Source organism: Rhizobium sp. rho-13.1 (genome assembly GCF_007000305.1).
GTDB classification, from domain to species: Bacteria; Pseudomonadota; Alphaproteobacteria; order Rhizobiales; family Rhizobiaceae; genus Rhizobium; species Rhizobium rhododendri.
Genome location: NZ_SCFL01000017.1, coordinates 67,213 through 80,121 on the forward strand (window position 1 = coordinate 67,213; position 12,909 = coordinate 80,121).

General features: G+C 61.8%; 13 protein-coding genes. 5 read left to right on the top strand and 8 right to left on the bottom strand.

Annotated elements, in window-relative coordinates; translation table 11 throughout:
• Position 1: 1 nt before the first annotated feature.
• The 3 genes from hisH to hisB are packed head-to-tail and all read right to left on the bottom strand — an operon-like array spanning position 2 to position 1,770.
• Positions 2–652: an imidazole glycerol phosphate synthase subunit HisH gene (gene hisH, locus EQW76_RS24610; protein ID WP_142828649.1), complete on the bottom strand. Its 651-nt coding sequence runs from the start codon at positions 650–652 to the stop codon at positions 2–4.
• Between the two features lie 3 nt (positions 653–655).
• Positions 656–1,135 carry a DUF2628 domain-containing protein gene (locus tag EQW76_RS24615; RefSeq protein ID WP_142828647.1) on the bottom strand — a complete coding sequence of 160 codons (480 nt, stop codon included), beginning with the start codon at positions 1,133–1,135 and terminating at the stop codon, positions 656–658.
• 26 nt (positions 1,136–1,161) lie between these two features.
• Complete coding sequence (hisB, locus tag EQW76_RS24620; RefSeq protein ID WP_142828809.1) at positions 1,162–1,770, bottom strand: imidazoleglycerol-phosphate dehydratase HisB; 609 nt, start codon at positions 1,768–1,770, stop codon at positions 1,162–1,164.
• A 211-nt stretch (positions 1,771–1,981) separates the two neighbouring features.
• Here hisB and hslV point away from each other — a divergent pair, with 211 nt between their 5' ends.
• The 4 genes from hslV to EQW76_RS24640 all read left to right on the top strand — a co-directional run bounded on the left by hslV (position 1,982) and on the right by EQW76_RS24640 (position 5,644).
• Entirely contained in the window at positions 1,982–2,512 is a 531-nt protein-coding gene (gene hslV / locus EQW76_RS24625; RefSeq protein ID WP_143123326.1) for an ATP-dependent protease subunit HslV, read from the top strand.
• Positions 2,513–2,558: 46 nt separating this feature from the next.
• On the top strand, positions 2,559–3,866 hold the full coding sequence (gene hslU / locus EQW76_RS24630; RefSeq protein WP_142828644.1) for an ATP-dependent protease ATPase subunit HslU: 1,308 nt from the start codon (positions 2,559–2,561) through the stop codon (positions 3,864–3,866).
• Between the two features lie 161 nt (positions 3,867–4,027).
• Entirely contained in the window at positions 4,028–4,396 is a 369-nt protein-coding gene (locus tag EQW76_RS24635) for a hypothetical protein (protein WP_142828642.1), read from the top strand.
• Positions 4,397–4,690: 294 nt separating this feature from the next.
• A complete protein-coding gene (locus EQW76_RS24640) occupies positions 4,691–5,644 on the top strand; it encodes a DUF1402 family protein (protein ID WP_142828640.1) in 954 nt (317 codons plus the stop codon).
• A 193-nt stretch (positions 5,645–5,837) separates the two neighbouring features.
• Here the strand turns inward: EQW76_RS24640 and EQW76_RS24645 are convergent, their stop codons facing one another.
• Complete coding sequence (locus EQW76_RS24645) at positions 5,838–6,512, bottom strand: L,D-transpeptidase (RefSeq protein WP_142828638.1); 675 nt, start codon at positions 6,510–6,512, stop codon at positions 5,838–5,840.
• 174 nt (positions 6,513–6,686) lie between these two features.
• On the opposite strand from EQW76_RS24645, the gene EQW76_RS24650 reads away from it, so the two are divergent.
• A complete protein-coding gene (locus EQW76_RS24650) occupies positions 6,687–7,175 on the top strand; it encodes an MmcB family DNA repair protein (protein WP_142828636.1) in 489 nt (162 codons plus the stop codon).
• A gap of 4 nt (positions 7,176–7,179) precedes the next feature.
• Here EQW76_RS24650 and EQW76_RS24655 read toward each other — a convergent pair whose 3' ends face one another.
• From EQW76_RS24655 to EQW76_RS24670, 4 genes are all read right to left on the bottom strand, one after another.
• Positions 7,180–7,761, bottom strand: a complete 582-nt coding sequence (locus tag EQW76_RS24655) for an ActR/PrrA/RegA family redox response regulator transcription factor (RefSeq protein WP_142828634.1) — start codon at positions 7,759–7,761, stop codon at positions 7,180–7,182.
• Positions 7,762–7,845: 84 nt separating this feature from the next.
• Entirely contained in the window at positions 7,846–9,156 is a 1,311-nt protein-coding gene (locus EQW76_RS24660) for an ActS/PrrB/RegB family redox-sensitive histidine kinase (RefSeq protein WP_142828632.1), read from the bottom strand.
• A gap of 28 nt (positions 9,157–9,184) precedes the next feature.
• On the bottom strand, positions 9,185–11,650 hold the full coding sequence (hrpB, locus tag EQW76_RS24665; RefSeq protein ID WP_142828630.1) for an ATP-dependent helicase HrpB: 2,466 nt from the start codon (positions 11,648–11,650) through the stop codon (positions 9,185–9,187).
• The gene (locus EQW76_RS24670) at positions 11,647–12,600 is read right to left on the bottom strand and encodes an ornithine cyclodeaminase family protein (protein ID WP_142828628.1); all 954 of its coding nucleotides are present in this window, start codon (positions 12,598–12,600) and stop codon (positions 11,647–11,649) included. The genes hrpB and EQW76_RS24670 overlap by 4 nt, the downstream gene beginning before the upstream one ends.
• Between the last annotated feature and the right edge of the window lie 309 nt (positions 12,601–12,909).

Consider the following 12,909-nt stretch of genomic DNA (forward strand, 5'->3'; position numbering starts at 1 on the left):
ATCAGGGCTGCCAGCGCAGGAAATTGGAAATCAGGGTAAGGCCGAGCGTCTGGCTCTTCTCAGGGTGGAACTGGGCCCCCACCATATTGTCCCGCCCGACGAAAGCCGTCATCGCGCCGCCGTAGTTCGTGGTGGCGATGATGTCACCGTCGTCAGTCGCTGCCAGGTGGTAGGAATGCACGAAATAGGCATGCAGGCCGTCCTGCCCCGTCTTTATGCCGTCGAACAGCGCATGCGGACGACGCAGGTCGAGCGTGTTCCAGCCGATCTGCGGGATTTTCAGCGATGGATCGGATGGCGTCATTTCCACGACGTCGCCCTTGATCCAGCCGAGACCTTGCGTGGTGGTCTTCTCCAGCCCGCGCGACGACATCAGCTGCATGCCGACGCAAATGCCGAAGAAAGGCCGAGCCCTATGTTCGACGGCTTCCGTCAGCGCCTCGGACATGCCGTCCACGGCGCCAAGCCCGCGGCGGCAATCGGCGTAAGCGCCAACGCCCGGCAGCACGATCCTGTCGGCAGAGGCGACGCGCTCGGCCTTGTCGGTCAGCTCGATCTCAGCGTCGATGCCAATTTCTCGGGCAGCGCGCTCGAAGGCCTTAGTGGCGGAGCGCAGGTTGCCCGAGCCGTAGTCGATAATGACAACGCGCATTGCTCAGCGTCCTCCGTCGTAGCCGATGAGGCCGAGGGCAGCACCCTTGTGGGGGTTGCCTGCAGAGTTTTCTCGAATATCCCAGCGTGCAGCGCGGATATCCTCCGGCACTTCCTCCGAAAGGCCACTGAAATAGATATCTTCGGCCTCGGCGAGATTGCGCGCCGACACCAGGCCACCGGCAACGAAGCCTTTGGCCAAAAGGCGGCTGGCAAACAGCATTCGCCCTTCAACTGCAGAGAGGACACTGACCGCAAGCAGCAGCGACACTCCGGCAGCCCAGAGAGCGGGCGTCCGCATCAATTCCATCCCGATGCCCTGCAGAAGCAAGGCGCCTATCCCGAGCAGCCAGAAACGATGGCAGAACAGCCAGATGCCGGGAAAGAAGAACGCGGTCAGCGAAAAGCCATCGCGTACGAAGCGCGTTTTCTCGTGATCTCTGCCCGGTCCGCTCTCGGGTGTCAGAACTATAAAACTCGCCATCGGGGCGCTCCGCTAAAAATTCCGGTTCAGGCGAGGGTGCCCTTGGTCGATGGCACGCGACCCGCCTGGCGGGGATCAATCTCGGTGGCCGTCCGCAATGCACGGGCCACGGCCTTGAAGCAGGTTTCAGCGATATGATGGTTGTTGGCGCCATAGTGGTTGAGAATATGCAACGTGATGCCGGCGTTCTGTGCCAGTGCCTGGAAAAACTCGCGCACTAGTTCTGTGTCGAAGCTTCCGATCTTCGGCGCACTGAACTGCACGTTCCAGACGAGGAAGGGTCGGCCGGAGAGATCGACGGCGGCCTTGGTCATCGTCTCGTCCATGGCAAGATCGATCGAGGCGTAGCGGGTGATGCCCCGCCGGTCGCCCAGCGCCTTGGAGATCGCCTGGCCGATGGCAATACCGGTGTCCTCGACAGCATGATGATCGTCGACGTGGAGATCGCCTTTGGTCTCGATTTCCATGTCGATTAGCGAATGGCGCGATAGCTGGTCGAGCATATGGTCGAAGAACCCGACGCCTGTCGAGATTTTCGAAGCGCCGGTGCCGTCGAGGTTGACGGTAACCGAAACCGAGGTCTCGTTGGTCGCGCGGGAAATACTCGCCGTGCGGTTGGCTGCGGTGTCTGCCATGGCCTGCTCCATCGGATAATGGCCGTCCATATCAGCCACATGCGAAAATATCCAGAAGTTCCCGCACGACGGGCGCGCCTTTGCCGCGTGAGGCGAACCGGAACCGAAAAGAGTGATATTTGCAATCGCCGGAAGCCCACTTACATAGGCTTCAACAGGGCCGATGCGCGGCCCACTGAAACCGCCCGATCATCGGGCAGACAGGTGCTTTATGACAACGATTATTACCGTCCGGAAGGGCAACCAGGTGGTCATGGCAGGCGACGGACAGATCAGCCTCGGCCAGACCATAATGAAAGGCAACGCTCGCAAGGTCCGTCGCATCGGCAAGGACGGCGAGGTCATCGCCGGTTTTGCCGGCGCCACAGCCGATGCCTTCACGCTGCTGGACCGCCTGGAGAAGAAGCTCGAACAATATCCGGGCCAGCTGATGCGCGCTGCCGTCGAACTTGCCAAGGATTGGCGGACAGACAAGTACCTGCGCAATCTCGAAGCGATGATGCTGGTCGCCGACAAGACCACCACCCTGGCGCTGACCGGCAACGGCGACGTACTGGAGCCGGAACATGGCACCGTCGCTATCGGCTCCGGTGGCAACTATGCGTTTGCCGCCGCTCGCGCGCTGATGGACACGGACAAGTCGGCCGAGGAGATCGCCCGCCGCGCGCTCGATATCGCCGCCGACATCTGCGTCTACACCAACCACAGCATTGTCATCGAATCGATCAATTCCGACGCCTGAGTTTTCTCTCCTGATCGTTTCCAGCCCCCGATGGGAAAGCAGTACAATGAACAATTTCTCCCCCCGCGAGATCGTCTCCGAACTCGACCGTTACATTATTGGCCAGCATGAGGCCAAGCGCGCCGTCGCAATCGCGCTCCGCAATCGCTGGCGTCGCCAGCAGCTGGAGCCCGACCTGCGCGATGAAGTCATGCCGAAGAACATCCTGATGATCGGACCGACTGGTGTCGGCAAGACGGAAATCTCCCGTCGCCTCGCCAAGCTTGCCGGTGCGCCCTTCATCAAGGTCGAAGCCACGAAGTTCACCGAAGTCGGCTATGTTGGCCGCGACGTCGAGCAGATCATCCGTGACCTCGTCGAGGTCGGCATCGGCCTGGTGCGCGAGAAGATGCGTGCCGAGGTGGAATCGAAGGCCCACATGAGCGCCGAGGAACGTGTGCTCGACGCTCTCGTCGGCGCCACTGCTTCGCCGGCCACCCGCGAAAGCTTCCGCAAGAAGCTGCGGGACGGTGAACTCGACGACAAGGAAATCGACATCGAAATCGCCGATACTGCTTCCGCCGGTTCGGGTTTCGAAATTCCCGGCATGCCCGGCGCCAATATCGGCGTTCTCAACCTGTCTGAAATGTTCGGCAAGGCCATGGGCAACAAGACCAAGAAGGTCCGCACCACGGTCAAGGCTTCCTACGCCGATCTTATACGGGATGAATCTGACAAGCTGGTCGATAATGAAGTTGTCCAGCGAGAAGCGGTACGCTCGGCCGAGAACGACGGTATCGTTTTCCTCGACGAGATCGACAAGATCGCTACCCGTGAGGGCGGCATCGGCGCGGGGGTGTCCCGCGAAGGCGTCCAGCGCGATCTGCTGCCGCTGGTAGAAGGCACCACCGTATCGACGAAGTATGGACCTGTGAAAACGGACCATATCCTGTTTATCGCATCGGGCGCCTTCCATGTCTCCAAACCATCGGACCTGCTGCCCGAACTCCAGGGTCGCTTGCCGATCCGCGTCGAGCTTAAGCCGCTCAGCAAAGACGACATGCGCCGCATCCTGACCGAGACGGAGGCAAGCCTCATCCGCCAGTACAAGGCGCTGATGGACACCGAAGGCTTCTCACTCGATTTCACCGATGACGCGCTCGACGCGTTGGCGGATGTCGCTGTACACCTGAACTCTTCGGTCGAGAATATCGGTGCCCGTCGCCTCCAGACTGTGATGGAGCGCGTGCTGGACGACATCTCCTACAATGCACCTGATCGCGGCGGTGCGTCGCTCACTATCGACGCGGCCTATGTTCAGAAACACGTCGGCGATCTCGCCGCCAACACCGATCTGTCGCGTTACATCCTTTAGCGCCAGCGCTGCCCTCGGTCCCCTCCTTGTGTCGGGATCGGGGTCCCACGATGAACGCGGCATTCATCGGCCATTAAGCTAAATGAAATATATTAGTCACTATGAGTTGGCTTAGATTCGTTGGGTTCAGGCCCAGTTCCCGAGCCTTCGTGGAGGTGGCAATGTTTAAGAAGACCGTTCTATCAATGCTGATCCTGGCGTCGGTCGCCGGAGGCGCGCTTAGCACCGCAAGCACTGCCGAAGCCCAATACCGCCGTCCTCCGCAGGACGATGGCTGGGACCGTGGCCCGCCACCCCCGCAGCGGCGCCATCACCACAATAACAATGGCGGCATCATTGCCGGTGGCATCGCCGCCGGCGTACTTGGCGGCCTGATCGGCGGCGCTTTGGCCAATGGCAACGACGGTGGTTATGGTTACGCACCGCCGCCCCCACCTCCGCCGCAGCCCCGCTGCTGGTTCGAGGATCGCCCGGTTCAGAACCAGTATGACGACGGCTGGCACCGGGAACAGATCCGCGTCTGCAACTAAGGTCGCGCTTTCGCAGCGCCGCACAGACGCATCGATATCCAGTTTGTAATAAACGAGGGACGCGACCTGACATGCTGCAGGTCGCGTCCTTTCTGTTTGACAGACTTTCGGCGTCCGCAGTCACCCTGACGTTATTCCTGGCTTTTCCAACCATGACCCCTCGACACCGGGCCGTTAACTTTTTAGGTGATGGTCAGTTTCCTTGGGGCTTCAGCGTCGGGTCGGCATTATTCGGCCAAGATTGTGATCCACGCCTCCGGAAAGACCGATGAACCTTCGACGGGGCAGCCAATCGTGCGACGCATTCTCATTTCCCTTCTGGTTGCTGTCCTGAGCCTTGGCGCTATCCCTGCCAAGGCTGCCGGCATCCTCACTGTACCGCCCGGCAACCGCAATGCCGAGCAGCCGGACATTCCAGGCGCCTCGGTTCGCCGCACCAAGGGCACCAATTCCAGTTTCGATCGCAAGTACCAGAAGGTCCGCCAGTTGCTGGCAACCGATACAAAGCTGATGTCGAAGATCAAGGCCGTGTCGCGCGCTTATGGCATCGATCCCATCCATGTTGTCGGGGCACTCGTCGGCGAGCATACCTATAATGTCGATGCCTATGATGGTCTGCAGTCCTACTACGTCAAGGCTGCTTCCTACGCCGGCGAAAGCTTCAAGTTCGCCTACAATGGCGAGAACGTCGATGATTTCGTCGCCCGTCCACAGTTTGCCAAGTGCAACGGAAAAAGCGATTCCTACAGCCTCTGGACATGCCGCGAGGATGTCTGGAACGACGCCTTCAAGGGAAAAACCGTCGACGGAAAATCTTTTCCCAACAATCGCTTCAGCGCCGTATTCTTCCAGCCCTTCTACGCTGGCCAGACCTTTGGCCTCGGCCAGATCAATCCACTGACGGCACTGATGCTGTCTGACATGGTGTCGCGAACATCAGGCATCCCGAAGCTCGACGAGCGCAAGGCCGGCGATGTCTATCACGCCATCATGGATCCGGATATCTCGCTCGCCTTCGTTGCCGCCGCTGCCCGCCGCTCGATAGACGACTACCGCTCGATCGCCGGCATGGATATTTCCGGCAACCCGGGCCTCACCGCCACCCTCTATAATGTAGGAAATTCCCGTCAGCGCGCCACGGCCCTTGCCGCGCGCAACAGGGGCGCCAGCCAGCCTGTCTGGCCTGAAGAGAATTATTACGGCTGGCTGATCAACGACAAGCTGGATGATCTGAAGTCGCTGCTTTAATCTCTGCGCGACCCCGCACGCAAATCAGCGAGTTGAGCCAGCGGCGTTTTTCCCTGAGCGTCGATCTTTGCGAGGCCAGTGACACTGGCTGCGAAAAGGGAACAGTCATACTGCCCCCGCGACCCGATCCATACCAATAAAAAAGGCTGCCGGAAGTTATCCGGCAGCCGCTGATGTCGATGAGATGTGAAATCTACTGGATGACGACGACTTTGGTCGTATGGCCCGGGAGGACGCGGCTGTAGAGATCGATGACGTCCTGGTTGATCAGGCGAATGCAGCCCGAAGATGCTGCCGTACCGATGGATGCCCATTCCGGCGTTCCGTGCAGGCGGAACAAGGTGTCCTGGCCCTTGTCGTTGTAGAGATACATTGCACGGGCGCCGAGCGGGTTTTCGAGGCCTGGATTCATGCCGCCTTCAACAAACTTGGCGATTTCCGGCCGGCGCTCTGCCATTTCCTTCGGCGGGTGCCAATTTGGCCATTCCTGCTTCCAGGCAACGTAGGCGTTGCCCGACCAGGCAAAGCCAGCCTTGCCGACGCTGATGCCGTAGCGCATGGCCTGGCCATCCGGCAGGATGTAATAGAGATGACGTTCGCGGGTGTTAACGATGATCGTGCCCGGCGATTCCGTTGTCTGATAGCTGATGATCTGGCGGCGGAACTCCGGCTTGACCTTCTGGATCGGGATAGCAGGAAGCGAGAAGCCAGAATCCTGGGTGACCCCGTAGTCGCCGTCAAACGTCTTCAGCGTTTCGACCGAAGAGCTAGGCGCGGTAATCGGCGCAGCCATCGCTGTGGAAGAATAGCCGGCCGCGGCAAACGCCGCGACAAGGCCCAATACAGTCATTGCATTGCTGAAGCGCATGGGGGTCTCTCGATTTTGTGTCCGGAATTCAGGGTTTTGCCAACCATCTCTGGGAAGGTTTATTTTCGATATCACCGCATTGCAAGCAAACGCGTCGCACAAATAATCGTGTGAGCCGCGATTTGGGAACCCATGGTTTTTTTGCAACAAAACTTGGTCTAGACTGGTTAAATCATGACGATTCTCAGCCTATACAATAACAATCCGTTAATAGATGGTCGCCAGTCCGAGCGGGCGATGCTGGTGCGCAAGGGCGCCCAGCGCCTGCTCCACGAGATGAGGCATGCAGTCCTGCCGGAGTTGACGCTCGCCGGCGGCAGGCGGGCCGATCTCATCAGCCTCAGCGAAAAGGGCGAGATCTGGATCATCGAGATCAAGTCGTCCGTGGAGGACTTTCGCGTCGATCGGAAATGGCCGGACTACCGGCTGCAATGCGACCGCCTGTTCTTTGCCACGCACAAGGACGTGCCGCTCGATATCTTTCCGCAAGAATGCGGCCTGATCCTGTCCGACGGCTACGGCGCCCACATGGTGCGTGAGGCGCCTGAGCACAGGTTGCCGCCAACCACCCGCCGCGCCGTCACGCTCAATTTCTCGCGCGTCGCCGCTCAACGACTGCTCGCGGCAGAATGGGCAATCGGCAAACCGCTTCCGATCGAATAGCCCGCTATTTAGGCGCCCGCTTGGCCAGGATCCGCTGTAGCGTACGCCGATGCATATTGAGACGCCGCGCCGTCTCCGAAACGTTGCGCTCGCACATCTCGTAGACCCGCTGGATGTGTTCCCAGCGCACCCGGTCGGCTGACATCGGGTTTTCCGGCACGTCGGCCTTTCCGCCTGGCCTCTGCGTCAGCGCTGCATAAACATCGTCGGCGTCAGCCGGCTTGGAGAGATAGTCCACCGCACCAAGCTTCACGGCGGTGACGGCGGTAGCGATGTTGCCGTAGCCGGTTAGGACGATCACTCGGGTGTCGCCGCGGCGCTGCCGAATGGCTTCGATGACGTCGAGGCCGTTACCGTCGCCCAGCCGCAGGTCGATGACCGCATATTTCGGCGGGTGGGCCTTCGATTTCGTCACGCCTTCCGCAACGCTGTCGGCCGTTTCGACGAGAAAGCCGCGTGCTTCCATAGCCCGGGCGAGCCGCCTCAGAAACGGGCCGTCGTCGTCGACGATCAGCAGGCTCGGATCCGGGCCGATATCACCGTCGCTGGAGGCAAGTGTCTCGATGTCGTGGTCTAGATCTGTCATTCCGTGATCCCGGCGGTTTTCCGCCTGCATATATCCTGCGTGTATATATATAGCGTCGTGAGCACTGGTCATAAGCCCGTCGGCTCAGTTTGTCGAATTGCTTTCTATCAAGACACGAGGCCATTCGATGCGGATCCGTGCCCCTGAAGTCTCCGCCTCGCGGTTTCCAAATGTCAGGGTTGCGCCGGAGCGCTCCAGCAGTGTCTTTGCAATAAACAAGCCAAGCCCGAGACCGCCTGCGGCATCGTCACGCTGCCGTGTCGTTACATAGGGCTCACCGATGCGGGTCAAGATATCGGGCGCATAGCCGACCCCGTCGTCTTCAATGGTGATCGCCAGAGTTTCGGCATCGAACGCCACCGTGACAGTCACCATCTCGCGGGCATAGTCGACAGCATTTTCCACCAGGTTGCCGAGCCCGTACATGATCCCGGCATTCCGGTTGAGCACCGGTTCGCCGGCCCTGGCGGTCTCCTCGACCAGCGTCAGCTTGATTCCGAATTCGCGATGCGGGGCGAGAATTTCCTCCATCATCGATGATAGCGTCAGATAGCGCATATGCGCCTCGTTCTCCGCCGACAGCGTCGTAATCCGCCGCAGGATGTCGCGGCACCTCTCGCTCTGGCTGCGAAGCAGCGCCACGTCCTCCCGGTAACGCTCGTCGTGGCCGAGTTCCCGCTCCATCTCCTTGGCAACGATGCTGATCGTCGCCAGTGGCGTTCCGAGCTCGTGAGCCGCTGCCGCCGCCAGTCCGTCCAGCTGCGAAAGGTGCTTCTCCCGCTGCAGCACCAGCTCGGTCGCCGCCAGCGCATCGGCCAGCTGGCTCGCCTCCATGGAGACGCGATAGGCATAGAAGGCGGCGAAGGCCATTGTCGATGCGATGGAGCACCAGACGCCGAGTTGCATGACCTGGTTGATGGCGACGATGCCCCCGGCATACCAAGGGAGCGGGAAAGGCGAAAACGCAAGAGACGTGATCGCCACCATCGCCGCAAGGATCAGCGTCATGCTGTAGCGGATGGGCTGGGAAGCGAAGGAGATGATGACGGGCACGCACACCAGGATCGAAAACGGATTGGCAAGGCCGCCGGTGATGAACAGCAGGCCGCACAGCTGCAGCAGATCCAGCCCCAGAAGGGCGAAGGTGGCCGGCGCATCCAGCCGGTGCGTCGGCGGATAGCGCAACGTCAGGAACAGGTTGATCCAGGCAAGGCAGGCGATCAGCACGCAGCAGGGCAGCAAGGGTAGTGGAAACTGCAGCCAGAAGGCGACAATGGCCACCGTCGCGGCCTGGCCACCGACGGCAAGCCAGCGCAGGCGGACCAGCGTCTGCAGCCGCACGCGCCGGCTGGTGTGGTGATTGCCCGGCAAGAGGCTGTCATTTTCGGCAATCATGCTGCTCACTCCTTCACGGCGGATGCACTCAAGTGCCGCGCGGCTTCACGCGGGTGGTCGGCGCGGCGGCTGCCGGATCCTCGGGCCAGGGGTGGCGAGGATAGCGACCGCGCATGTCGGCGCGCACGTCCTTCCAGGTTCCGGCCCAGAAGCCCGGCAGATCGCGCGTCGTCTGGATCGGCCGGTGCGCCGGCGAGGTCAATTCCAGCACCAGCGGCAAACGTCCGCCGCCGATGGAGGGATGCTGGCGAAGCCCGAACAGCTCCTGAACCCGGATGGTCAGCAGCGGCTCCGTCCCATCGTAATGGATAGGGTGGCGCTGCCCCGTCGGCGCCTCGAAATGCGTCGGTGCCATCCGGCCGAGTTCCCGTTGTAAATCATGCGGCAGCAACGACATCAGCCCGTTCGATAGTCCGCCGGTGGAAATATCGGATAGCCCCCGTGCGTCGCCCTGATACGGTACGAACCAATCGGCGAGCCGGATGAGCAGGGCCTCGTCGCTCATGTCTGGCCAGGGCTCCCCGATCGTTCGGTGCAGAAAGCCGATCCGGTCGCGCAGCTGGGCGGCTTCCTTGGAGAAGGTGAGCACGCCAAGCCCGAGTTCGCGGATACCCTCTGCCAGCGCCGCAGCTACCTCGCGCGCGGAGGGACGCGGCAGGGGCGTCTCATCGAGGACAATGGCCCCGAGCCGCGTCACCCGCCGGGCCCGGACCTGCCGGCTCGTCTTGTCGAACAGGCATTGATCTTCGGTGACGATGCTATCCGGCAGCTCGGCTTCGACATCGCCGCGCGTAATCTCGGCAGCACTGAGAATCCGGCCCTGCGCGGCACGACCGGTAAGGTCCGCGACGACAAGCATCGTTGCACCCGACAGCCGCTCCGTCTCCGGCAGCTCGGCACCACGGCCATTGGCCATGACGAACCGGCCGCGACCGCCCCGCTGCAGGGCGATACGATCGGGAAAGGCGTGCAGCAGCAGCGTTCCGGCCATCACCGGTTCGCCGCCGCCTTTGCTGCCCCCGGCAGTTGCCACCAGTCTTGCCACCAGTCGTCGCGCCGCCTCGGCCCGCTCGCTTTTTTCACCCCGAAACCGCCGCAGCCGTTCCTCCAGGTCGATGCTTTGCCCTCCCAACCCCTGTTCGGTCAAAAGCACGGCCAGCATCGCCGCCTCGCGTGCCTGGCCGTTTCCGGCGGCTGAGATCACCATCGCCGCCAGGCGGGGTGGAAGTGCCATCGCCCGCATCGTCCGGCCGCGTGCGGTAAGCCCGTTAGCGTGATCGAGCCCTCCCAGTTGCCTGAGCAAGCTCCGCGCCTCGAAAAGCGTCCCGGCCGGCGGCTGATCGACGAAGGCGAGACTGCCGGGATCCTCGACGCCCCAGTGGGCAAGGTCGAGCGCCAGACTTGAAAGATCGCTGGAGAGTATCTGCGGCGGTGTAAACGCCGGCAGCGCCGCCGTCTGGCCGGGATGCCAGAGCCGGATTGCAATACCCGGCTCCGTCCGTCCGGCACGTCCCGCTCGCTGGTCTGCCGAGGCGCGAGACACCCGCACCGTTTCCAGCCGGGTGATGCCGGTCGCCGGCTCGAAGACGCCCAGCCGCTGCAGGCCGCTGTCGATCACAACGCGCACGCCGTCGATGGTAATCGACGTTTCGGCGATCGAGGTCGCCAGCACGATCTTGCGCATCCCCGCCGCAGTCGGGCGGATCGCCGCGTCCTGCTCCTTCTGGCTGAGGTTCCCGAACAGCGGCGCTATCAGCGTCTCCGGCCCGAACCGTCCTTCCAGCCGCTCGGCGGTGCGGGTGATTTCCGCCTGGCCTGGCAGGAAGGCAAGGATCGAACCCTTTTCATCCCGGTGGGCAGCAACGATGGCGGCAGTGACACTGTCCTCGATCCGCTCGCCGGCAGGCCTGTCGCGGTAGCGCACATCAATCGGAAAGCTGCGTCCCATGCTCTCGATCACCGGCGGCTGGCCGAGCAGCTGTGCAACCCTCTCAATATCGAGCGTTGCCGACATCACCAGGATGCGTAGGTCGTCGCGCAAGGCAGACTGCACGTCGAGTGCCAGCGCCAGGCCGAAATCGGCATCCAGCGAGCGTTCGTGGAATTCGTCGAAGATGACAGTCGAAACGCCTGCGAGTTCGGGATCGTCGAGGACCATCCGCGCAAAGACGCCATCGGTGACCACCTCGATGCGCGTCCTTGCCGAAATCTTCGTGTCGAGCCGCATCCGGTAACCGACGGTGGCGCCAACCTCTTCACCGAGCAGCGATGCCATGCGCGCCGCCGCTGCCCTTGCCGCTAACCGCCTAGGCTCGAGCAGGATGATCCTGCCGTCTCCGCGCCACGGCTGATCCAGCAGATAAAGCGGCACAAGCGTCGTCTTGCCGGCGCCAGGCGGCGCCGAAAGAACCGCACGGCCGACGTCGCAAAGCGCCGTGCCGATCTCGGGCAGGACCTCGGAGACCGGCAGGATAGGAAGTGCCGTCCGCGTCATGCCGCCAGTTCGTCCTTCAGGGACTCGTAGGCGAGGATGGCGCCGGCCAGATCTTCGAGCGCCGCCCCGACAGATTTGAACAGTGTGATCTCGTTGTCGTCGCGGCGGCCCGGCTTTTCGCCACGCGCCAGTTCCGCCAGTTCTGCGCGGATCCCGTCGCGCGTCAGCACGCCGCTTGCAAGCGGCTGGACGATATCGCCCGCCTCGTGCGTCGCCCCGGCAAGCGTATCGACAAAGACAGAGGCGCGACGGATGGCCGTGTCGTCTGCCTCGCGCATATCGGGTTTGTAGCCGCCGACCAGATCGAGATGGGCGCCTGCCTTCAGCCAGTTGCCGTCGATTAGCGGCTGGCTGGAAAGAGTGGCGCAGGAAATCACGTCGGCAGTGCGTGCCGCCGCTTCAAGATCGCTGACGGCGATGGCCGGCAGTCCCATGATTCGCGCCTCTGCTGCTGTTCTCTCGGCCGTGTCGCTGTTCCGGCCCCAGACATGAATGCGTGTCAACGACCGGACCTCGGCATGTGCCTGCATCAGGTTAGGAGAGAGGCGGCCTGTGCCGCACACCAGAAGCTCCGAGGCATCCGCCCGCGCGAGCTTGCTCGCTGCCAGCGCCGAGGTCGCCGCCGTGCGCCGCGCCGTTAGCTCGCCGCCATCGACGATCGCCAGCATTTCCCCGGTCGTCCCGGATGACAGGAGATAGGTGCCGTAGATTGCCGGCAGGCCTCGCAGGCCGTTGTCGGGAAAAAGCGACAGCACTTTCACGCCCGAATAGCGCCCCGGCACCCAGGCCGGCATCAAGAGCAGCGTCGCATCGCTTTCCCCGGGAACCGCCATTGTATGATGATGGCGCACCGGCATCATACAACCGCCCTTGAACATATGGTCTATGGCGTCGATGAGAGGGCGCCACGGGAGGGCGGCGCGGGTTCTGGCTTCGTCGAGGACCAACATTTGGTGCTCCGGCATGAGAGAAATGGATGAAGCTCAATCCTTAGGACGCGTAAAGCCCGATGGCAATTGAAACGCCATGCGTCTCAGCCGATCCTTAACCGGTGATTTTTGACCATTTGGACAAGATTTTGTGTTTTGTGGTTTGCGTCTGGTTGTCCGAGGTGGCGTTGATTTTGGTGTGTTGATAAAAATGTTCTGAATAGTTGTTTAGAAACAGGCAGTTATAAATTTGTCAAAAAACTTTGGTGGGTGTGTGTTGACTACTTCGGGAGGTAGGGCCTATAAGCCGGTCACTGACGAGGGCGGCGG

Coding starts and splice junctions, on each gene's coding strand:
- hisH (WP_142828649.1), bottom strand. CDS start 652: ATGCGCGTTGTCATTATCGACTACGGCTCGGGCAACCTGCGCTCCGCC.
- EQW76_RS24615 (WP_142828647.1), bottom strand. CDS start 1,135: ATGGCGAGTTTTATAGTTCTGACACCCGAGAGCGGACCGGGCAGAGAT.
- hisB (WP_142828809.1), bottom strand. CDS start 1,770: ATGGCAGACACCGCAGCCAACCGCACGGCGAGTATTTCCCGCGCGACC.
- hslV (WP_143123326.1), top strand. CDS start 1,982: ATGACAACGATTATTACCGTCCGGAAGGGCAACCAGGTGGTCATGGCA.
- hslU (WP_142828644.1), top strand. CDS start 2,559: ATGAACAATTTCTCCCCCCGCGAGATCGTCTCCGAACTCGACCGTTAC.
- EQW76_RS24635 (WP_142828642.1), top strand. CDS start 4,028: ATGTTTAAGAAGACCGTTCTATCAATGCTGATCCTGGCGTCGGTCGCC.
- EQW76_RS24645 (WP_142828638.1), bottom strand. CDS start 6,512: ATGCGCTTCAGCAATGCAATGACTGTATTGGGCCTTGTCGCGGCGTTT.
- EQW76_RS24650 (WP_142828636.1), top strand. CDS start 6,687: ATGACGATTCTCAGCCTATACAATAACAATCCGTTAATAGATGGTCGC.
- EQW76_RS24655 (WP_142828634.1), bottom strand. CDS start 7,761: ATGACAGATCTAGACCACGACATCGAGACACTTGCCTCCAGCGACGGT.
- EQW76_RS24660 (WP_142828632.1), bottom strand. CDS start 9,156: ATGATTGCCGAAAATGACAGCCTCTTGCCGGGCAATCACCACACCAGC.
- hrpB (WP_142828630.1), bottom strand. CDS start 11,650: ATGACGCGGACGGCACTTCCTATCCTGCCGGTCTCCGAGGTCCTGCCC.
- EQW76_RS24670 (WP_142828628.1), bottom strand. CDS start 12,600: ATGTTGGTCCTCGACGAAGCCAGAACCCGCGCCGCCCTCCCGTGGCGC.